Below are 22,742 nucleotides of genomic sequence, written 5' to 3' on the forward strand. Positions count from 1 at the left end.
ACACTAGTCTTATACTTCAACAAATTCAATATCTTTTTTTCCTGATTTTTCATATCTTCAGAGCTATGAAAACGTGGCGTGTTCTCTTTTTGTTTTTTTCATTTCCTCTAGTTGCACTTTATAATGGGAATCCTTCGGAGGCAAACATGCCGGAGCTGGGGCTCTGGGTTTCAAATGATGATTGGTGGGGTATCAAGCTTGGCTATGAGTGGGATAACACCTTTGACAAAAGGACAAAAGTAGACAATAGGCAGTCAAGTGTTCGAGATCGATATGACAACTATTCTTCTTTAAAAAACCAAGGGGTTCTTACATTTAATGTGAGCGATCGGTTTGAGTTTTACACAAAACTGGGCGCGATGAAACTTGAGATCACGCAACGTCCGATTGATATTGTGCGTCTTCAATATTTCACTGACAATCAATTTTTATGGACCGTCGGGGGGCGCATTATTTTGGTGTATTGGGAAGAAATGGTGATGGGGGTCAATGCTCTTTATTCAGGTTCTTTTATGCGCGTGAGTGAAATCCTTGAAAATGGAGCAACGCGCCGAACCTCTGGCGCGCGGTATAAATATAACGAGTGGCAAATAGGTGTAGGATTTTCACGAGAAATAGGAATTTTTGTTCCTTATGTTGGGCTTGCCTATGCTTCTATGCACTCTAATCTCTATAATATTCCTGACGATTCAAACTTCGCATTCCATGTTGCTGACGAAGAGGTCGTAAATAGGGAGCCATTTATCTTGTTTTTAGGGGTTGGGCTTACCAAGGGGAAAAATGTGAGTGTAAACTTAGAATCTCGTATGGTTGGAGAAAAAGCCATTTCACTCTCAGGCTCCCTCAGGTTCTAGTTGCAATAACAATTCATTTTTTCTATGATACCGCCAGTATGAAGAAATGGCTTTTTCTCCTCATTTTAACAAAACCTCTTTTGGGTCTTTATATGGGAAACCCCTCTGCCCCTCAAATCATTGAGGAGGGTTTTTTCTTTTGCAAAGAAAATTGGTTCGCTGTGAAAGCAGGTTACCAAAGAGACTGGGTTTTTGACCGGAATATGAAAGCGGTTTCAAAGATTTCGGGGCGCCTTGATACGTTTGAATATATTGCGGATCAAGGTGTGCTTACGGTGAATCTTATCGATCGGATTGAGCTGTATGGTTCAGCAGGGGCAGCACGCATTTCTGCATCTAATCGCCCTTCTAGGTCTGGTCTACGCCAAGAATACCAAACGTATGATGAGTTTATCTGGGGAATAGGTTTTCGGGGAAACTTTTATGACTGGAAGGGCCTTTCTTTTGGAATCAATGGGTGTTATCAGCGAGCGCAACCCAATATAAAATGGATCACTTCAAATGGGGCTCTTGTCAGCCCGAGATCGGGCTCTAGAGTTACATTTTGTGAGTGGCAAATTGGGCTCGGAGCCTCGTATCAAATCGATATATTTATCCCCTATATAGGGGCCAAGTGGTCCAATGCTGGTGCAACATTTAAACACCTTCCTCCCGGATTTCCTTCCATAGGCCGCCATTTTAAAACAAAAAATCGACGGAAGTTTGGCATGGTCATGGGGACCACACTTTCATCAGGAAATCGCTTTGCAGCAACTGTAGAAGCGCGCCTTATCGACGAACAATCCATCACCCTAGCAGCAGACATAAAGTTTTAACCAGACTGTTTGATTTGTTATTCCAAAGTCCGAAATCATTGAGCAGTTTTCAGAGAATTTAATGGGAATGGATATTGATAGGTCTCATCAGTCACTCAACGAATGGCAAGAAAATTACCCAGAAGATTCATCACAAATTGGAGTATGTAGGGCTTTTCTGCTTTTGGTGGAGATGATCTTTTGCAAAAGAGAACCATCATATCTGTTCTAGAAAAATTTAGATTGCAGGTGAATCCGCATAGACTAAACGATGCATTAAATAATTTTTGGGGCAAATCCATAACCTTCAACAAAGGAACAATTGGTCAATGGAAAAAAGAGTATAAGCATTTTCATGTTGAAATGTTTAAAGAAAAATGGAATAAATATTTAATAAATTGGAAATATGAGACAGATTATGACTGGAATTTTAACTACTGCCTTGAATAGTCCTAAGTCACCTAGACAACTTTCTCTAGTAAAAAAAGGATATACTCTTTTATTTGTGTTTTTTTGTCTTTGTGGTTTTTCAGATAATTATGAATTATCAGCCTGTTGTATGTTTAAAAATAATCCTCAATATGAAAGGGAATGGAAGGATATGGAGGAATGGTTAGAGTATCACAGGGTATTGGGTGTTGAACACTTTTTTATATACGCAGATAGATGCACAGAAGATTTTATAAAAAATTTTGATTGGTATGTTGATAAAGGTATTGTCACAATCATCAAAGTAAGAAATAAATCTTGGGATCATTCTAGTTTTCAAGCGCAGTGCCTTAATAATTTTTTGTCTAGTTTTGGTCACCTTACTAACTGGTGTCTTATGACTGACCCAGATGAATTCATCGTTACAAAAGCACATAATAATATCAAAGCAATGTTAGACTCCTTGGATGAAAATGTTGGTCAAATATTATTACAGTGGGTGGTATTTGGATCATCAGGCTATGAAAATTTACCTTTAGATGAGCTGCTTACAGAACGTTTTATCTTTTGTGGTGATAATGATTGGGTTGTATATAAGGGCATTTGTAAACCAAAATTGGTGTCTAATCATAATTCTTTACACAGCGCTTGCTTAAAACCTGGGGCAAAGACCATAATTGCACCTTTAGATTTTGCTCAAATTAATCATTATTGGACAAAAGATGAATCTTATTTTCGAATGAAAATGAAGAGAAGAAATGCGCTAAAGATGACAAGGGGGCATGTTTCAGAATTAGAAATTTCAGAACTCCTAAAGCGTTTTAATCGCAATGAAGATTACTCAATTTTTAATTTCATCCCAGCATTGAAAGAGGCTTTATACCTTAAGCACCAAGCCGTCTTGACAGAATACCAGGAGGTAGGATTCTGATTCTGGCCCTGATGCAAAAAAGAAGATAAAGTTGAAGCGGTCGAGCATTTAAAGGGGAAATGGGAAACTGTAGCAATGACTGGTGATGGAATTAACGATGCTCCAGCCATGGCTGCTGCCAGCTTTGGGATCTCTATGGGAACAGATGCTGCGATTGAAACGTCCGATATCGTTCTTATATCTGACGATTTGTCGCGTGTTCCTTGGCTTATTCACCATTCGCGGCGCTTAGTACGTACGATCCAACAAAACATCTTCTTTGCTTTAGCAATGAAGTCGATATTTCTGGTCCTTGCAATTGTGGGCCTAGTCTCTCTTTGGATGGCCATTGCCGCCGACACAGGGGCAGCCCTTGTTGTCGTCTTCAATGGCCTTCGGTTGCTAAGGGCTCGTACAGAAGTAAATTAAAGCCCACAAACCAGCCTTGCTGCTATCGATGGTGGTTGGTACTGCAGGGCCAGCTTTTCACCTGTTTTTGCTCAATCGGGGCAGATACAGCTTTCTTTGGTTGCGGATCTGCTACGATTGTCGGAGCTTTTGTTCCGATCTCAACTTTAACTTCGACCTCTTCTAGAGGTTCGAATTGTATAGCTAAACTGTTTTATTTTAGTTGTATCTTGAGAAGTATTCTTATCAAAATCCTCAATTCACAGAAGCCTTTTTTAAAGCGGCAATTTTAAAGAAAACCTTCAGCCTTACCGGAATTCGGTTTCATGGAAAACTTGTTGGTGTGATGGGGTATTTCGAAAGAAATGGGGTCATGACGCCCCCAATTGTCGGATATGACACCGCTCTTCCCCAGTCACTTGGGCTTTACAGAATGCTAACGGTGTTGATGTTTGATGAGGCTAAAAAGAAAGGGCTTCTTTTTCATATGAGCTCTGGAGCCGCCGCATTTAAAAGAGGAAGAGGCTGTCATCAAGAGATTGAGTCAATGGGAGTTTTTACGACGCATCTTCCGCTATATCGGCGGATTCCTTGGGTCGTCTTCTCATTTTTATTCAATAAAGTTGGAAAACCAATCTTAATGAGGAGAAAATTGTAGGAATCTGGTATGCTGCCTTTTATGAAAAAATATATAATTTTTGGTCTTCTTTTTTGTCTTCTTTTTTGTGAGGGATGTTCTCCTATGAAACTTGCACAAAGTGAGCCTGACCCCATTCCTCAGTTTCAACTCCCCCCACAGCCGGTGAAGGTCGCCCTTGTATTGGGAGGAGGGGGATCCAAGGGGCTTGCGCACGTAGGGGTTTTGCACGAGCTTGAACAAGCGGGGATTCATCCAGACCTCATTGTAGGCTGCAGCTCGGGAGCAATTATTGGAGCACTTTATGCGGATCAACCTCACGTAAAGAGACTCGAGAGTCTTCTAACTAACCTTAAGCGCTCTGATATATTGGATTTTTCTCTGTTTTCGTCGCCATTTGGGTTTGTTAAAGGCTTTCTTTTGAAGTCTTTTCTCATGGAGAACCTAAAGGCGCGGAGATTTGAGCAGTTTCAAATCCCCTTTATTGCTGTTGCAACAGACTTGTCAACAGGTGAGCTCATTGAGTTTGGTGGGGGAGAGATTATTCCCGCTGTTCATGCCTCGGCAGCAGTTCCTGGGGTCTTTGATCCCGTGAAGTATCTGGGGCGTTACTTAGTTGATGGAGGGGCAGCTGACCCGATTCCTGCTGATGTTGCGAAGAAATATGGTGCTCGGGTTATTATTGCTGTGGATGTTGGTGAGGATCTCAGTTCGAAAGAACCTTATCATCTTTTCCATGTTGCCCAACGCAGTTTGGAGATCTCTTATCGAAGACTGTCAGAGTATGTGACTCGAGATGCCGATGTGGTGATTCGAATGAACTTCCAAGATTTAGGAATGTTTTCTGATCGATATAACCAAGAAATCTACAAGCATGGAAGAGAAACGGCGCGCGAAATGCTACCCCAAATTCAGCGAGTCATTTTAGAAAAACTTCCTCCTGAAAAGAAAAATCTTTCCCCATCGTGGATGCTTATTGAATAAAAACTCCTGATTCGGTACACTGCTTACTCAATTTTAATGAGAAAAAGCAATAATGAGATATCTAAAATTCTTTCTACTTTTCCTAACGACAATGGCCTTTGCGATTGATGACGGAAGTCCGGGCTTAGAACAACGAGACCTTGAAGCGCTTCGCGATTGGATCAATACCAAACGACAAGTGACTGTCAAAGAGCGAGGGGGAAACCTTTCCATCAGTGGAGAGGTGCGCGCTGAGCTCCAATCGACAAATGAAAAGAAAAACGGCATTAAACAGCGGGGAAGAGGGGGAGAAGTTCAACCCTCGGCGATGCGTGCTTGGGATGTTGAGGTCAATCTGATGCTCGATTATCGAACCGATCGTACATGGGCAACTGTTAAGATTGAGTTTGACAACAACGCAGGAACGACAACGGGATCCTTTGATAAACTCTCTGTCGAGAGGGCCTTTTTAGGAGGGCGCATTGTCAATGCAGACACCTATACGATGGATCTTGAGATTGGTCGTCGTCTTTTGGGGTATACCTTTGATTCGAAGATTCAGTTCGGCTCCTTTATGGATGGGATCCTTTATAAATATGATCAAGCATTTGATGCTGCAGGGGATTTCTATTTCCATGGCGGTCCCTTTCTCGTGAATGAAAATATCGACCAATATGCTTACGTTGGGGAGCTTGGTCTTCTAAATGTAGGACAAACAGGTCTTTATACAAAACTGTCAGCCGTCTATTGGGATGCCAAACACACGACTAACAAAGCGCGAAATGATGCTTTTCGTTTCATTCCAATCCAGTGGATTTGGGGATATAAATTTATTCCGGGGTGCATTAATAAGATTGTGACTACATATGCTGCTGGGCTTTATAACCCTCTTGCTCATGGTGCGGTGGTTTCCAATGGAAAGCGGCAAGCGTGGGCTTGGTATGCAGGGTTTTCTGTTGGCGAGCTTCGCAAACAGTGGGATTGGTCTTTTGACATCAACTATCAATGGGTGCAATTGCAGGCAATTCCTGACTTTGATGGGGGTGGAATCGGCCGTGGAAACACGTCTAAACGTGGGCTTTACACACGATTCAACAAAGGAATTGGTGCTGTAAATGGCGTCGGAGAAGGTGTAGGTGCAGGAAATTATAAGGGAATTGCAATTGAGCTTCTCTATCTTCTCACCAATAACATTACTGTTTACCAAGCATGGAGGCAATCTGTGAACGAAACCTCCAGTATTAAACCAATTTTTTCCTATAAACAGTACGAACTCGAAATTATTTACGGTTTCTGATTCATTAGTTTGGGGTTTTTTAGAGCAGATTCATAGGAATTGGTTCAAAACTAGCGTACCAAAGCCTAATCAAAGTGTTGACAGAGGGTTCAGGTGTATACTCCTGAGATTTAGCAAAATGCGATTCTATTCGTCTGAAATGTCATCTAAAAAACTTATTAGGAAATGTAAACCATTCCACCCCTTTTTGTTAGAACAGACCTATTGATACAAAAACCTGACTCTATTTATAAAAGCTAAAAGTTAACTTTGCACGCTTAAAATGCTTTCGATCTATCTGATCCTTTCTCGAAACTTTTCTGATTTTCACAAAGACCAAATCAAAATCCTTAACCTTTTTTAGATCCCGAATGAGCTTGCTTGAAGATTTCTCCTCAAGAAATTTTGGGTAGGGAAAAAGAAGACAGGGAATTTGATGTTTTGTCTTTTTCACCTTTTTCACAAATGTTTTGAGAGCATCTTGTCTTGGATCCTTAACGTATAGGAAATCAACAGAAGAAAAAATCCTAAGAAATGAATCAATATACCGCTTGCGGGAGCGGGGAATATAGAAATGCAGCTCTGGATTAAAAGCAGCAAGAAGAGCAATATGGATCCCCTTAATTCTTTCCCAAATCAAGACAGAGGGAAGTCCTTGTTCAAGGGGAGAGTTTTGAATGCCTACTCTGTAAAGCGGTTTGACAAATATCCGAGCCAAGTAATTAAAAAAGTAGCCAGAGAGTCTTGAGGCAATGCTGAGGACCATCACAAAAATGATTACGCCTGTGATGACAAATCCTTGAGCTGCTGTAAACTTAAACGTTTCACTGAACAGAAAAAGGAGAATCGGCGCAATAAGGACACCACAAAAGCTGAGAAAATTCATTGCAGCCACAATTTGTCCTCGTCGCTTCTCTGGAGCATGCCTTTGAATGAATGAATCAAAAGGAACAATAAATAATCCTCCAAATATCCCTAACGCAAAGAGTGCAATAAAGATAAAGATAGGGAAGTGGTATAAGGCTCCAAGAAGAACGATGATTGCAGAAAGAAGAATTCCCGAGATACATGCCATGCCCACTTCAGGACGTTGGTGGCTTATCCTCCCACCTAGAAAAGCTCCGCAGGCAATCCCTACTGCGGTGAGAAGAAACAAATAACCTCCTGCAACTTCAGTATACCCCATCGACTGTACAGCGTAGGGGATGACATTGAGTTGAAAATAAGCCCCAATAAATAAAAATGATGCAGAACCTAAGATTGCAACAAATAAATAAGGGGTTTTTGAAGCGTAGCGAAGATTCTTGTAAATTTCATAAAGAAAAAATGGATTGACCCGCTTCTGTGAAAGTTTTGGGGCTGTTTTTGGAATCAAGATAGAAGCGAAGAAGCCGAATCCTGCCAAGACTAGACAGACACCAGCAGCAAGTGGGAAGTTTTTATGGGTTACTTGCGTTAAAAACGATGCTAAAAAGGTTCCCACAATGATTCCTAAGTAGGTAAAGGAGGTAATCAGACCATTTGCTTTGGGGATATGTTCTTCTTTCACCAATTCGGGGATGACACTGTACTTAGGCGGGCTAAAAAAAGCGCTTTGCATCGAGAGTAAAAAGAGGAGAGTGTAACTCGCCCAATTACTTTTAAACATAAAGGCGACAATCCCTAGGGCCATGATAATTACCTCAGTAAATTTGAGAATAATAATCATCCGCTGTTTACTAAATCGATCAGCAAGAACGCCTGCTCCTGATGAGAAAAGAAGGAATGGGAGAACATAAACAATGCCTACCCATGTTAAAATAATGGGAGAGGCTTCAATCCCTTTGAGGTCGATAAATAAAAAGACAATGAGATACTTAAAAAAGTTGTCATTTACAACACCAAGAAACTGAGCAACATTCAAAAACTGGATGGCATGACGCTGAAAATAGGTTTCTTTTTTGAAAAACCCAAAGCGGTGAAGAACCTTTTCGATCGTCTGAAAAAAGCCCCGTTTTTCATTCTGCTTCTTAAATAAAACCATACCCATTACTATAGCTGTTAAATACTGTTAAAAGAAAGTCTGATGATCGGAAAGCCAACTGTATACTTAAGCAATAAGGAAAAATTGCTTACATCACTTCTGCGCGATAATCTCTTTTCCAAAGAGAGTAAACCTTTTGCAAAAAAGTTTGTTTTTCTTCCCAATGCCTCTCTAAAAACCCCTCTTCTATCTTCATTTGTTTCTGATGGTACATTGGATGTTGTTCTTGGGGTTGATTTTCTAGAACTCGGAAGAGGTGTTTCTACCCTACATCAAAGGACAACAGGAAAAAGCCTTCTGTTCCCTCCTCAAGACCTCCTAACGCTCAACCTTGAAGCGCTTCTTGATGAGCCTCATTTTGCTCCAGCTCTTGCTAAAGAATTCATCAAGTATGGAAAATATGGAGGACCTTTTTTAAAAAGCTGGAGCGATGGGTGGCAAAAAGAACTTTGGGATCAGGTCACCACAAAATGGAATTACCCCTATCAGCTTTTGGAAACCCCATTAAGAAAACCTTCCGAAACTGCTGAGATTCATCTTTTTAATTTCCCCTTTCTGCCCAAGCTTTACCATCTCTTTTTTGCTAAAATTGCGAAGTATTTCCCCATCTACTACTACCAGTTCTCTCCCTGCAGAGAATTTTGGTCTGATACCGTCAGTGAAGTCGAAAAAGTCCATCTTTTAGAAAAAGATCCTCAGCTTTCTTTCTACCTAGAAGAAGGGCATCCCCTCCTTAAAAACTTGGGGCGCATGGGGAGAGAAACCTTCCGCATTTTTGAAGAAGAAGATTTTGTTCTGCAGGAGCATTATATTGAAGCGTCTCCTCAAACCAAACTTTCTCACCTGCAAAGTGATATGCTTCATTTTAGAAAAGGATCTGCAGAACAAGACGCCTCCATTCTCCTCCTTCCTGCCCCTTCTAAATTGCGCGAAGTAGAAATTCTTTATACGAAGCTCCTTTCCTTAAATTGCCCACCTTCAGAGATCCAAGTTTTTGCTCCTGATATTTCCAGCTACGCACCTCTAATAGAGCTCGTTTTTGGGTCCGAGGAGTCTCCCTTTGATTTCACCATTCGCGATCTTCCACAGCAGCCCCTTCTCCAAACCTTCTTAGATCTCCTCACTCTTAACGATCATCGTTTTGATCCAGATGGTATCTTCAAACTCCTTTCAAGTCCTTATTTCGCTGCTCTTTCGGACAAGGAGGTAAAAGAGTTTAAAAGTTGGATAGACAAATCAGGAGTTAAATGGGGTGTTGATAGCTCTCATCGGAAAAAGCTACTTCCTGGCCTCCTTGATACTTCCGAAAGTGGAACCTGGGAAGAGGCTTTCGATCATCTTTTAAAAAACCTACTCTTTCTCCCCACACAGCCAACAGATTGGGACCTTCCTTATCTCGATTGTACAGATAGCGTGGTTCTTGGAAAAGGGATCAGTCTTATACGTTCTCTTCGAGCTGATCTCGACACTTTATCTCGTGCAGAGTATACAGCTACAGAGTGGTGCGAGAAACTCCTCTTTCTTTTTAATCATTATCTCAACCCCTCTGAAGAAGAGCTTGCTCCCATTCAGGAAAAAATCCTTCTCTTAAAGCAGCTCGATGCTTCCTACTCTTTTTCTAGTATCAAACGGTATCTTCAAAGTAGCCTTAAACAAAAAAAAGGAGTCCGCTTTGCCAAACAACTCGAGGCGATTACCTTCCGCAGCCTAAAACCTGGAACGATTTTTTCTTCCCATACCATTGTTCTTTTAGGAATGCATGAAGGGGCATTTCCTCGTCCTCACGCTTCCTCATCCCTCAACCTCCTCGCTAATAATGGGGACTATATTCCTTCTACCCCAGATGAAGACCGCTACCTCTTTTTAGAAGCGATTTGCGCTGCAGAGGACAATCTTTTCCTGACCTATCAAAACAGCAGTGAGGAAGATGGGAAAGAGCAACCTCCCTCTATTGTGGTTCAAGAACTTGATCCAATGGTAGAAAAACATCCTCCTTTCCCCTTTCATTACTCCTACTTTAAAAAGAAAGGAGTGTACTCCAAAAAGCATTTTGAAACGGCGCAAACCTTTTATGCACCAAAAGAAAAACGCCCTTTCATTCCTGAGTTTTTATCTCCAGTGAACCTCCCCAGTGCCACGCACAGCTATGCGCCAACAAAAGAAGAGCTTTCCCGGTTTTCTAAACATCCTCTACGATTTTATTGTAATCAAACGCTCAATCTCTACCTTCACTACGAAGATCCTACCGACCCGGAATTTTTTCTTTCCCCCCTACAAAAACATCGCCTCCTTTCCGCTCAAGAATCTCTTAAAGAGGCCGGGGAAAGGGGACATCTTCCTCTTGGACGCTTCAAAGAGATCGCCCAAAAAAAAATTGTTGAAGACTACAAGCCTGAGACAGAAGAAGGGGTTGCTTTTTTAGGAAAAGATCTTTTCCCAGACCTGATCAAAATCTACCCCCTCTATCTCCTTGAGTTCCTCAAAGCTGAGAAGCCTTTAATCTCTCTGAAAAACGGGGACCGCTTTACATTAAAATCTGATCCTCAAAAGGCACTGGATGCCTATCTTGAATACTACGATATCGCTCAACAAAGTCCCTCCCCATTGCACCCGCTTCTCGCCGACGTCCTTTTAAGAAAAGATGCTAAATCCCTAGCCACTCGAATCAAAAGCGCTCAGACTGACCCCTATATGAAAATCCTCTTCAAAGACTGTGATCCTGCAGTGGTTTTTGAAACGTGGGCACCTTTCCTTCGAAAAACCTTCCGCCCATTATTGGAGATGCTCGATGAAACGGTTTGATGTTCTAGACCCTGCGACCCCTCTTCTTGGTCACCACCTTTTAGAAGCCTCTGCCGGAACAGGGAAAACCTTTGCTATCGAGCACATCACCGCCCGCTTAATTGAAGAGCAAAACTTTGACCTCGATGAAATACTTGTTGTGACTTTTACGCGAGCCGCCACACGTGAGCTAAAAGCCCGCATTCAAAATACCCTCAAGAACAACCCTCCATCCTTGAATATCCAAAAAGCGCTAGCCCTTATAGATCAAGCGCAGATCTTTACAATTCATGGATTTTGTCATCGGATGCTAACGGAGTTTGCTTTTGAGGCTGGACTCGGTTTTGCACTTTTAAGTGAAGAAGAATCCGACTATCGCTCCCTTTTAAAAGAGCACATTACTGACTTCTTTCGTACCTCCCTCCCCCAGGAGGAATATAGCACCTCTCAACTCTTTGCGCTTAGACAAGACAAAGAAACGCTCATCCAAAAAATCCTCTCTCTTGTAGAAAAAGAAGGGGAGTTTCCAACCTACGATTCCTTTTCTGTTTCTCATCAGAAATATAATAAATTGAGACGAACTGCTCAATTCCCTGCTCAACTTCTCGATGAGTTTTCTAAGATTAAAGATAAATATGGCGTCTTAAAAAAGCCCTTTAAAGAGCAAGTTGCTCTTCTTGAAAAACCCTCTCTTACCATTGAGGAATTTGAAACTCTCACTGCGCAGCCTCCCATCCTTTCTCTTCTGACGATTGAAAACCAATATAAAAAATCGAAAGCGGATGCATCCCCTCTTTTCAATTTTGCAGAAACCCTCAGACCCGTTCTTGAAAACGCTGCATCACCACTTTGCACTCTCGTACGCATCGCCCGCACCGCCCGCATCTCCGCGCAAACAGCGCTTCGAGAAAAAGAAATCCTTGCTCCAAGCGACATCCTTAAAAAAATGAACGAGTGCTTATCTCTTCCCTCCTTTCGAGAAAAAGTTCGCAGCCGCTACAGAGCAGCCATTATTGACGAGTTTCAAGATACTGATCCCGTGCAGTGGAGCATCTTTAGGACACTATTTATCGATGATCCCATTTCTGCCCTTTATCTCGTAGGGGATCCCAAGCAATCGATCTATTCCTTCCGCTCAGCAGATATTTATACCTACCTTAGTGCCGAAGCGTCCGTTTCTCAAAAATCGCATCTTGATACCAATTATCGATCGGATCCCAAACTCATTCAAAGCCTCAATGCTCTCTTTTCTTCGAACCCTCATTTCCTCTCTCTTCCTGATGCGTCGATGCCTTTTCACCCCGTCAAACATGCAGATATTCCCAACCGCCCCTTTCCTGACGATAAACACCCCGTTCACTTCTTTATTTATAAAACAGAAAAGAAACGAGAAAGGAGCTGGCCCTCTGTTGAAATTGAGCAGTCTACATTTTTTCCTTTTATTGCCAGTGAAATTCTAAAACTTAGCAAACACGATTTTCAATACTCAGACTTTGCTGTTCTCGTTAAAGACCGTTTTCAAGCGACGCGCTTAAAAACCTATCTCGAATCGCATGGGATCCCTACACAATCCAAGAGCACCGAATCCCTTACACTCGCGCCCATCTTTTCCCTTGTCCGATCGCTCCTTGAAGCGCTCATCAACCCTTCTGAAATCCCTGTAAAGCGCTTTCTTTCCCATACATATAACCACCATGAACTCGCAAATGAAGACCTTATTATAAGGACCATCGCAGCATTTGCTAAGCCCCAATCCCTGCAAGAAGCTCTCCGTGATCTCTATACCCCCACCGATCTTGACTCCCACTCCGACTATTTCAAACTTTGTGAACTCCTTCTTGATTACCAAACTCAAACAAAAGCCTCTCTCCCAAAAGTTCTTGAATTTCTCCTTTCCCTTAAAGAGATTGATAGGCGCCCCCTTTCCGATCCTAACTCTGTAACCATCATGACCATTCACATGAGTAAAGGACTCGAGTTCAACGTCGTCTTTGCTCTTGGCCTTGTTAATCGCTACACAGGGCGAGATGATTTTGTCCGCCATCAGAAAAACTGGCTCCTCTTCAACCCTGAACAGGCCGAGTGTCAAGCGGCTTTGCAAAACCAAGAAGCCGAAAAATTGCGCCAACTCTACGTTGCCCTCACCCGTGCTAAACACCGCGTTTACATTCCACTTCTTCATGACACAAAACATACGCCCATTCCCCTGGGGCAAGCGTCCCCTCTAGAACTCTTTAACCCCGCACCGACCGATGCAACTTATCTTGAGCCCCAAACACTCCCATTTCAAGAGCCCACAACCCCAGCCCTCAAAGTTCCTACAAACCCCACAAATTCCTATCCCCATCGTTACCTTCACTCCTACTCCTCCCTCGCACATACAACGCCCCAACCTCCAGTCAACACGCCAACAGAGCTCCCTAAAGGAGCTGAAACCGGACTCATCATCCATTCACTACTCGAAACAATCCTAAAAAAAACCTCCCTCGACATTCCAACCCTTCTCAAGCAACAGCTTCCTCCACACTTTCCCTATGAACCCACACTTGCTCTTATAAAAAGCGCCCTAAACACCCCGCTTGCGCCCCATTCCTTCACTCTCTCTGAAGTCAAACACCTTTATCCAGAAACAGAATTCCTCTATCCCAATCCTCCTAACCTTATCAAAGGGTTTATCGATCTTATCTTTCTTCATAACGATCAATACTTCCTTCTTGATTGGAAGACCAATCTTTTGCCCTCCTATGATCCAAACGCGCTCCATCTAGCCATGACCCATCATGACTACTACCTCCAGGCACGTCTCTATCACACCGCGCTTTCTCGCTACTTGCGTGGCGCCCCCATCGCCGGCACTTACTACATCTTTCTCCGTGGACTCCCAGATGAAGGCATCCTATTCCTTCCTACTTAGTCTTTCCACAATATTCACAGCGCTTGGCATCATCAGGATTGCCGTGCCGACATTGAGGACAGATCCAACCCCAATCGATTGGAACCTCTTTCTTTTGCCCCCCGTCAATCATTGTTGTACTCCCTAGTAGCAACATGAATAAAACAATACCCCTTAAATACATGACATTCTCCTTAATTACTCAATGTAAAATTGCTATACAAAATAAGAGGTTCAAATTAAAGAGGAAAAATTACGCAACTCCCTCCAGACAAGCATACTTCGTGAACTAGCCACAATAAAAAGAAGTATACTGCTCCCCATTAAGACAATAAAGGAAAACGTAGAGTAAACTGGTCAAAAAAACAATAAGGAGACGAGTTTATGAAACCAAGGAAATGGGATGGGAAAACCAAAGCCCGAGCAATTCTAAAGGGGATAAAAGGAGGCTTATGGGTTTCTTCCAGGTGCTTGAAAGTGTGTTGTCGGCAAAAAAGAGAAAGGGGGATGAGAATCAGTAGAAGGGGGTATTTCAATTCTAGTCGTTCTTACAAACAGTGCTACTACTGGTGTGTAACATACATAGGATATTTTCAAAAGGACTTGAAAAAGGAGTGGTTGAGGATTTGTTTTCCAGTGTAGGGTTTGTTTCCATTGAGTAGGCCATGATGGTCAGAGTAGACAAGGTCAAAGAATTCAGGGTTGAAGAGAAGTTCTTTTCCTCCGATTTCAGCGAGAATATAACCAAATTTGCGCCAGTCTTTTTGTGTTTGTTTTTCATTTGTTTCTGCAGCAAGTCCGAAATCTATGATTGAAATGGAGTTGTTTTCGATAAGAATATTTTCTACATGAATGTCACGATGCGCATAACCTGCTTGATGAATTGCGTGAATGCCTTCAGCGATTTGTTTGCAGTATGTTTTTGTTAGATGTAAAGGCAAAGGGCCTTTTTGCATTCTGCTGTAAAGAGTCTCTCCGTTGATAGCTCGTGTAAGGGTGCTGATAACGACTTGACCTGCATGGAGAGTTGGATTGAATTTCTCTATGAAATTCACATTGTTTCCGTCGTAAGCAAAGACTCCATAAGCATTTGCAAGTTGTTTATTACGAGGGAGATTTAAAGCAACAACGTCGCCTCTTATCTCAGTAGGATGAAGGGTGTTTTCTTGCGAAAAGGCTTGCAGCTTTAGGGCAAGAGGGAGGTTGGAATATTTGTGGGTTCCTTGTAATTGCACAACGGTTCCGACGGCGCCAGATCCCAGTTTTTTTTCAAATTTTGTGAGATGAAGTTCTTGAAGCTTATGAAAAAACTTTGTGGCAATTTCATCAGATTTCATAGAGGAATAGATATAATTTTTAAGCTCCTTTTCTCTTTCATCTATCTCTGTGCATGGAATGGAATCTGGTGTAGCTGCTTCAATCATTTCTAAAAACTCATTGAAATTTCGGTGGTAGCTCCCCTTAGAGTAGCGGGGGAATCCCATGACAAGGGGGTTTGAGGGCCCTTGAGCCAGTTGTATTGGATTTCATACCCTCCCTTTACGCAGAGGGCTCCTTTAGAAATTGGAAGCAAGATTTCGAAATAGAGACCAGCTTTTGATTTTGGATGATAGAGGGTTTTGGAAAGGGCAGGGCCTTGATCAATGTTTCTTGTATAGTTGGTATTAAGGTATGAGAGAGAAAGCTTTGATTGAATAGCAAAATATTTATGGAGCTTTTGTTCAACTTTAAAGCCAATCAAAGGTCCGGCAGAGTGTCGTTTGCTTGAGATAGATATATGGTTGTTAATCGTTACAGTGGTGCTATTTTTAATCCATTCCACCCCAGTTAAGGGAGTAACTATCGTCTGTGCAAAAGGAGAAAAGGTTTCCCCAATATTAGCTTCTAGAATTTTAATCGTTTCCTTCGTGTGAATGTCTCTGGAGGTATTAAAGATGGGGATTTCATAGTGGTGAGACTTTGAAGCATTCCAATCTGTATAATGTATGAGGTAAGTAATTTGTTTTTTTGGTTTGCTGTAGTTGACGCAAAGTTGCACCCCAGGGCTGAACTTACTGTTTGCATCGGGAAGATAGCCAACAGATTTAGAAAGATAAACAATGCCTCCACTGATTTTTATGGGCAAGTTTTCTTCGCTTGTTGAGAGGGAGGGATATTTAAACGTGTTTCCAGAGGTTTCAAATGTTTGAAATGGGCTATTGCAATATCCTAGGGCCAAGAAAAATGTAATTATTATCGCAATTAGTGATCTCACTAGAAAGTTCCATGTTTTTTGCAAATGCATTTTAATTCGACAACAGAATTAAATGAAGAAAAATAAAAACTACCACTAAAGGAAATTAATTTCTTGAATGAAACTTTACAAGTAAGTTAGATTTTACCCTCTGCTTAGGAGGATAGATGCAAAAAGTCTTAGCTTTTCTACTGCTTTGCGGGATGGTATTTGGAGAGGAATATCATCAGTATGTTGATTTTGGGGGAGTGCCTTCAGGAACTGTTGCGGGATGCGTTAATGTCATTACCGGCGACCTGACAATCAATCAAGATGACTTGGTTGTTAGGGGGCACGAACCCATACGGATTCAGCGTCGATATTTTTCTCAATACGATTTGTTTGACCGGTATGTTGGATGGGAGTGTGGGTTTAACCACTTGATCGCAAAAGCTAAGAGCAGAGGGTATCTCTTTCTATCGATTCCAGAGAAAATGGGAATCGAAGTTAAGTATGTAGTCAACAGGGAAAAGGCTGAAGAGAAGCTCTGTAAGGGCAAGAAAGTATTTTTTAAATTAGATAAAAAGGCCGGAAAATTAACAAATGCGTCTTTAGGGGAGTTAAGTGCAAGAAATAATCCCTTGAATAATGTTGTTCATTACAAGCCAGGGGACATCAAGGAAATTATCGTTGAAGGGGCTGATGGGGTTAAACGGTGCTATCGGACAAAGGAGAGCATTCATACACTATATCACTCTTGTGGTAATTGGGAATATTACTTGTATCATGAGATCTTTCCAAATGGGAATGTCATGCACTATTCGTGGGAAAAATATGGGGAAGGAAGGCGTCTTACCAAAGTTAAAAGTTGTTCTCCTTCTGGCAAAGTTTTTGCCTGGGTCACATTTTCCTATCCTGATGATCGGCAGAAGGTCATTGAGACTAGTGATGGAAGAACGCTAAAGTATACTTATCAAGTGCTCAAGCACAATAATATCAAGCTTTGGTTGTTAAGTACTGTAGAGTGCAGTAGTAAGCCTAAGGAAACGTACAGCTCATATTGGGGGGCCAAGCCATTTGGCGCTTACCTTGCAAATATCCACCTCCCTGAAGGAAGGCATAGAAAGCTTGAAAGATTTCAGATTGGTTGGAATGAAGAAGCCAATGTTCATATTAAAAAGAAAGATGTTAGAGAAAATCCCCTATACAAGAGAATAAGAAAAATTTTGGACCCCGTGGGACCTAATGGTTCTTTACAGACCACGTATCGGTTTGAGTATTGCCCCGGAAAATACGGAAAACATGGTGGGGTTACGAAGGTTTATGATGCTTGTGGAAACTTCACAAATTACCACTATGACAAGAACTTTTGGTTAACTTCCGTACGTTCTCATTCGCATGGTGGCGGAGTGCTTTCTGTTGAAAGTTATGATTGGAATATGAATGGATGGATTCGTTCAAAATCTGTTTCTGGGAAGGATGGGATTCCTTTGATTGCAAGGCAATATCAATATGATCGCAGTGGAAACGTGAAACTAGAGGAGTTTTGGGGGAATCATACGGGTGTTGTACCGGGAAAGCTTGCTTATCAAGGATCGACTGTTATTTCAAATGGTTCTGAAGGATATCATATTTTCAGAGAATACAATGAAAAAAATCTCCTTGTAAAAGAGATTTTTCCCAGCGAAAAAATAATTGAGTATTTTTATTATGGTGGTACCAATTTACTCTATTTAACAAAGGTTTTGTATCCCGATGGGTTTTCGCAAAGGCAGTTTTGCTTATATGAAGACTCAATTTGTATTCAAGAAATTGTTGATGACGGAAAGGGGATTGATATCAATGATTTATCTGGAGTCACTGAGCGTAAAATAAAGGTTATTGTGCCTAAGCAAGGAACTTTTTATGGGTTCCCAGAAAAAATTAAAGAAGGCTTTTTTGATTTAGAAAAACGCTGTGTAGTGATTCTTCACGAGCAGACTATTAGCTATAATTCCAAAGGTCTTGTAGAGAAGATTTCGCACTATGATGCCGATGGAAAGCTCCGCTATTTATTAGAATATTTTTATGACGAAAAAGATCGACTGGTTGCTCAAACGGATCCGCTTGGAAGGCGAAGAATTGTTCAGTACGATGCTAATGGAAATACTGTTATCGATGATGAACCCAATGAGAATTATAGAGTTTGCACACAATACGATTATTCTAACCGCCCGATTTCTACGACCCGCATTTCTGAAGATGGGAAAAGTCAGAGAGCGGTTTCTAACTATAATCGCTTAGGGCAGAGAGTATCTGAGGTTGATTGTCAGGGTAACACAACCTATTATGCTTTTGATTCTCAAGGGCATCAATTAGAAATTGATTTCCCTCCAATCTATAATGATAGAAGAGAGGAACAGATATCCGTCGTGAAAAAAGAATACAATGCCTTAGGGCAGGTTGAACTAGAGGTTGATGCAGAGGGAAACAAAACGCACTATTTTCATACGTCCAGGGGAAAACCTTATCGAATTGTTCATCCTGATGGAACGCACGAAGAGTTTACTTACTTTTTAGGGGGCGCGCTAGAAAAGCATGTTTCACCTGAAGGGATTGAAACGCGCTATACTTATGATGCGCAAGAGCGGATTCTTTCAAAGAAAATCATTAAAAATGGAGAAATTTTATCTGAAGAGCATTTTACGTATAACACATTTCATCTGATCCAAAAAACGGCTCCAGATGGCACTGTCACAGCCTTTGAATACGATGGTGCTGGAAGAAAAATTTTGGAAGAAACGGCAGGAAGAGCAACAACTTTTTCTTATGATGCATTGGGGAGGCTAAAAACAACTACAAGAAAAATTGATGAAGAACACTCACAAGTTTTTTTGATAAGGTATGACCTACTTGATCGCATCGTTGAGGAACGAGAGTTAGACGGGAAGGGGAAATTATTCAGCTATACTGTCTATCATTACGATGATTTTAGTAATAAAGCAGCGGTAGCAAAAGAGGTCCATATTGGGGAGTCTATTGCATATTACAAGTATGATTCTTTTCGTCGCATAGTGCTTTTCTGCGATGCAGAAAACAACGAAACAACAACCGAATACAATGACCATTATAAGAATAAGAGGGGACAATATGTCATTCAGAAAAAGGTTTGTGATCCAAGGGGGAACCTAACTATTGAAACGTTAGATGCTTTAGGAAACTTAGCAACGCTTGAGAGGTACAGTGGCAGTGAAAGGCTATTGCTTAAAGAAAGCTATTACTATGACCTGAATGGGAACAAGATTAAGCAGATCAGTGAATTAGTAGATTCAGATAAAACAATCATAAAAACCTGGAAGTATGATTGTCGGGGACGTTTACTTGAGCTAAGCGAGTCAGATGAACGAACGACCCAATTTGAATACACACCAGATGGCCATCTAAAAAAGGTGCAAAAACCAGATGGCACGGTTGTTTCATATGAATATGATGGATTGGGACGTAAGGTTGAAGTGAAGACGTCCGATGGGACATGCCATTATTTGCTAAAGTATGACCGCATGGGTCATGTAATCGAATCCACTGATCAGATAAGTGGGAAAAAAACCATTAGGCAGTACAGTCACTTTGGAGAACTTTTAAGTGAAACTCTCGCAAACGGTTTTATGCTGAAAAATCAATATGACGATCTAGGGAGGCGCACTTTATGGACTTTACCGGATCTTTCGTGTGTTGAATACGTATTCGATGCCTATCATCTTGTGGGTGTAAGTCGGCTTGACAAAGAAGGGTGGGAGAAATATGAGCACCATTACATGCAGTATGATCTGAGTCATAATTTGTTAAAGGAAAAATTATTAGGTGATATTGGGACTCTTGAGTATGAAGTTGATCGACTTGGAAGGTGCGTCGTTGCTGACTCGATTTATTCTATGGAACACATTCGGTGTTTTGATCCTAATGGCAATGTTTTAGAGTATTTAAGATCTTGTGGAGAACATGAAGAACTCACAGAGTACCAATATGATGACCTCAACCAGATAATCCATGAGGCTGGTGAAACCAATTTCGAATATACCTACGATGCACATCACAATCGGCTATCTAAGAATACGGATGAATACTGTGTTGATATTTTGCACCAGCTCAAAAGTGCAGGGAATATCACTTATAATCATGATGCAAACGGAAATCGTATTGAATCTGTCCGGAAGGATAAACCCATACAATATACCTACGATGGTTTAGGCCGTTTGACCCAGATAAGAAGTGGCGATAAGACCATGCGCTTAACGTATGATTCTTGGGGGCGCTGCCTTTCTCGCGTTTATCTGACTCTTTCTGATGGAGAGTGGCAGGCCTCTTCAACCGAAGACTTTCTTTTTGATGATCAGAATGAAGTAGGATGTTTCCCCGAGCAGTTAAGGATTTTAGGCCAAGGGAGAGGGGCGGAAATTGGTGCTGCAATAGCACTCGAACTTGATCAAAAAGTCTACTGCCCCATGTACGATCTTTTTGGCAATGTCATAGCCGTGATAGATGTTAATAGAAATCTTATTGAGTCCTACCGCTTTTCTTCCTTTGGGGAAGAGAAACGTTCTGAAAATACACTTAATAACCCTTGGCGATTCCAATCCAAAAGAAAAATGGCGGGGCTTATTCATTTTGGCCGCCGGTTTTATGATCCTAAAACAGGTCGGTGGATATCTCCAGACCCAAAAGGGTATGACGAAGGTCCCAATCTCTACCAATATGTTCGAAATAATCCTCTCATTTACTTTGATCTATACGGCCTTTCTGCTGAATCTGGTGCCCAGTACTCGGCCTCACGTTTTGTAAAAGATGTGGGCTATGTTTACTTCCACTCGTGGAGAACAACAACCGAAGGGATCGCAACAGGACAAATTCGAAATATGTGTTTTTTCATTAATGTTGGCAGGGCGATAGGCAATGTAATGTCAGGTGAGAGAGAGCGACCAGATATTCCACATTCTAAGATGTATACCCTATCTGGGAAAACCCATCCAGATGTTGATTTTTACTTTGTAAATGGCATCCTTAACAATAAAGAAAGTGCTCTTGCTGCAGGGGGCGTTATTCAAGATTACTTGCATGGGTATCAAGTCAATGTTTTACACAACTCTTCACACGGAGCTCTTGACCTTTTTGATTTTGCAATAGAAAAGCTTGGTTTTTCAACTAACGTGTGTTTACAATTGTATAACCAGTTGAAAACATCACTAGATAGTGGGAAACAAATTGTACTGCAAGCTCATAGTGAGGGACACGCAATTAGTAAAAAAGCATTAAGTTGGCTAACTCCAGAAGAAAGAAGCAAAATTAGTTTTTATGGGTATGCCTCTGCAGAAATTATTTCTGAAAAATCCGCAGGTTATGTGGAAAACAATATTTCTAAAAATGATTTAGTGGCTTTCCTTGCCAACCCTTTCAACTGTGTGGACGCTGCCATTTTTCAACATTCGCATGTGAATTTTTTAGAGCCGGTAACTATGAACCCTTGCTCAGAACATTTGTTCATGGGGCAAACGATACAAAAAAGGGTAGAAATGGTGAATGCTCAAATAGGACAAGACTTTAGTTTAGATATAGGGAAACTATGAAAAAACTGATTATTATTGCTAGCTCATTTTTCGTATTGATTGTCTATATGGCTGTGAGGGAAAAAATTGAAAGCTCAAGTCCTATACACTGTAAGCATGTGAACAGAATATCTGATTCTTTTTTAGATGTGGCAAGTGAAAAGTATGGTTTAACTTGTTCTGGAAGTGGGGGGGCTTTGATGGATAAAGTGAATAGCATTACGCTAGTTTTTGATTCCCGAGAGGAAAATGTGCCGATAGAAAGAGCTAGAAGTTTGTTTGTGAAGAGTCTTGAAGATTATCTCAGCAGGATTAATGACGATGAGAAGTTAAGACCATACCTCAGCGACTACCCTTTCACACAAAGTGGTGTTAATTTTCGTATTTCATTCCAAGCTACTAAGAAGGACGAGATTTATTTAGTATTCTTATCTCATGGCAAGATCATTTATATGACAAAGGATGAGAATCAAGCTCCATTAGTTAAAGTATCTGAGGAGACGTATGAGGAGGCGAGGGAGATTGTGATCGCGGAGCGGAGCTCCACCATGTAGGCTTAGGGTGCGATGGGTTCCCAGAGGCCGAAGACGTTGTCTTCGAGATCGGCTGCGTACGCGTAGTATCCCATGTTGGGGATTTCCATATTGGGCATGATGACTTTGCCGCCTTTTGCAAGGACTTTCTCTAGGTAGGTATCGACGGAGCCGACTTGCACTGCGACTACTGGCCCTTTGACTTGCTCGGTTCTCTTCATGAGTCCACCGTTAATGGCTCCGGGCTGAGTAGGCATTTTGTCTTCGTCTATGGGAGTGGTTCGAACTCCTATGTAGTTCATTCCTGGAATATCGTTTAACTCCCAGTCAAAGATACTATAGAATTCTTTGGCTTTTTCTATGTCATCATAGGGGATTTCAAAGTGAACGACTTGGTTCATTGTTGCTGTTTTTGTCATGGCATCCTCCCTTTGGGCTTGGATGCTGCGC

General features: G+C 41.5%; 16 protein-coding genes and 1 pseudogene. 12 read left to right on the forward strand and 5 right to left on the reverse strand.

Annotated features, from left to right (window positions below):
• Positions 1–89: 89 nt before the first annotated feature.
• The 8 genes and pseudogenes from R2I63_RS05630 to R2I63_RS05665 all read left to right on the forward strand — a co-directional run bounded on the left by R2I63_RS05630 (position 90) and on the right by R2I63_RS05665 (position 6,292).
• On the forward strand, positions 90–854 hold the full coding sequence (locus tag R2I63_RS05630; RefSeq protein WP_316355660.1) for a hypothetical protein: 765 nt from the start codon (positions 90–92) through the stop codon (positions 852–854).
• Positions 855–892: 38 nt separating this feature from the next.
• Positions 893–1,669, forward strand: coding sequence for a hypothetical protein (locus tag R2I63_RS05635; protein WP_316355661.1), 777 nt, complete (start codon positions 893–895; stop codon positions 1,667–1,669).
• A gap of 180 nt (positions 1,670–1,849) precedes the next feature.
• Positions 1,850–2,098: a hypothetical protein gene (locus R2I63_RS05640; protein WP_316355663.1), complete on the forward strand. Its 249-nt coding sequence runs from the start codon at positions 1,850–1,852 to the stop codon at positions 2,096–2,098.
• A complete protein-coding gene (locus R2I63_RS05645) occupies positions 2,067–3,008 on the forward strand; it encodes a glycosyltransferase family 92 protein (RefSeq protein ID WP_316355665.1) in 942 nt (313 codons plus the stop codon). The genes R2I63_RS05640 and R2I63_RS05645 overlap by 32 nt, the downstream gene beginning before the upstream one ends.
• A 27-nt stretch (positions 3,009–3,035) precedes the next feature.
• A pseudogene (locus tag R2I63_RS05650) lies at positions 3,036–3,416 on the forward strand (HAD-IC family P-type ATPase); the annotation flags it as partial.
• A gap of 202 nt (positions 3,417–3,618) precedes the next feature.
• Complete coding sequence (locus tag R2I63_RS05655) at positions 3,619–4,053, forward strand: GNAT family N-acetyltransferase (protein ID WP_316355667.1); 435 nt, start codon at positions 3,619–3,621, stop codon at positions 4,051–4,053.
• A gap of 84 nt (positions 4,054–4,137) precedes the next feature.
• Positions 4,138–5,016: a patatin-like phospholipase family protein gene (locus tag R2I63_RS05660; protein WP_316355670.1), complete on the forward strand. Its 879-nt coding sequence runs from the start codon at positions 4,138–4,140 to the stop codon at positions 5,014–5,016.
• Between the two features lie 52 nt (positions 5,017–5,068).
• Positions 5,069–6,292: a hypothetical protein gene (locus R2I63_RS05665; RefSeq protein ID WP_316355673.1), complete on the forward strand. Its 1,224-nt coding sequence runs from the start codon at positions 5,069–5,071 to the stop codon at positions 6,290–6,292.
• A 223-nt stretch (positions 6,293–6,515) separates the two neighbouring features.
• On the opposite strand, the gene R2I63_RS05670 is transcribed toward R2I63_RS05665, so the two are convergent.
• Positions 6,516–8,294 (reverse strand): MFS transporter, encoded by a 1,779-nt coding sequence (locus tag R2I63_RS05670; protein ID WP_316355675.1) that lies wholly within the window; start codon positions 8,292–8,294, stop codon positions 6,516–6,518.
• Between the two features lie 42 nt (positions 8,295–8,336).
• On the opposite strand from R2I63_RS05670, the gene R2I63_RS05675 reads away from it, so the two are divergent.
• Both R2I63_RS05675 and R2I63_RS05680 read left to right on the forward strand, forming a co-directional pair.
• On the forward strand, positions 8,337–11,096 hold the full coding sequence (locus tag R2I63_RS05675; protein ID WP_316355677.1) for an exodeoxyribonuclease V subunit gamma: 2,760 nt from the start codon (positions 8,337–8,339) through the stop codon (positions 11,094–11,096).
• Positions 11,083–13,989: a UvrD-helicase domain-containing protein gene (locus R2I63_RS05680; protein ID WP_316355679.1), complete on the forward strand. Its 2,907-nt coding sequence runs from the start codon at positions 11,083–11,085 to the stop codon at positions 13,987–13,989. Before R2I63_RS05675 ends, R2I63_RS05680 begins: the two co-directional genes overlap by 14 nt.
• Here the strand turns inward: R2I63_RS05680 and R2I63_RS05685 are convergent.
• The 3 genes from R2I63_RS05685 to R2I63_RS05695 form a co-directional block, all read right to left on the reverse strand.
• Positions 13,982–14,152 (reverse strand): zinc-ribbon domain-containing protein, encoded by a 171-nt coding sequence (locus R2I63_RS05685; RefSeq protein WP_316355681.1) that lies wholly within the window; start codon positions 14,150–14,152, stop codon positions 13,982–13,984. The two genes, R2I63_RS05680 and R2I63_RS05685, sit on opposite strands and share 8 nt — an antisense overlap.
• Positions 14,153–14,561: 409 nt before the next feature.
• Complete coding sequence (locus R2I63_RS05690; RefSeq protein ID WP_316355683.1) at positions 14,562–15,305, reverse strand: protein kinase domain-containing protein; 744 nt, start codon at positions 15,303–15,305, stop codon at positions 14,562–14,564.
• An 89-nt stretch (positions 15,306–15,394) separates the two neighbouring features.
• Positions 15,395–16,186, reverse strand: coding sequence for a hypothetical protein (locus tag R2I63_RS05695; protein WP_316355685.1), 792 nt, complete (start codon positions 16,184–16,186; stop codon positions 15,395–15,397).
• Between the two features lie 182 nt (positions 16,187–16,368).
• On the opposite strand from R2I63_RS05695, the gene R2I63_RS05700 reads away from it, so the two are divergent.
• Both R2I63_RS05700 and R2I63_RS05705 read left to right on the forward strand, forming a co-directional pair.
• Entirely contained in the window at positions 16,369–21,780 is a 5,412-nt protein-coding gene (locus R2I63_RS05700) for an RHS repeat-associated core domain-containing protein (RefSeq protein ID WP_316355687.1), read from the forward strand.
• Complete coding sequence (locus R2I63_RS05705) at positions 21,777–22,313, forward strand: hypothetical protein (protein ID WP_316355689.1); 537 nt, start codon at positions 21,777–21,779, stop codon at positions 22,311–22,313. The genes R2I63_RS05700 and R2I63_RS05705 overlap by 4 nt, the downstream gene beginning before the upstream one ends.
• Positions 22,314–22,315: 2 nt before the next feature.
• Here R2I63_RS05705 and R2I63_RS05710 read toward each other — a convergent pair whose 3' ends face one another.
• Complete coding sequence (locus R2I63_RS05710) at positions 22,316–22,711, reverse strand: VOC family protein (RefSeq protein ID WP_316355691.1); 396 nt, start codon at positions 22,709–22,711, stop codon at positions 22,316–22,318.
• Between the last annotated feature and the right edge of the window lie 31 nt (positions 22,712–22,742).

The organism is Candidatus Neptunochlamydia sp. REUL1, from assembly GCF_963457595.1.
Classification (GTDB): Bacteria; Chlamydiota; Chlamydiia; order Chlamydiales; family Simkaniaceae; genus Neptunichlamydia.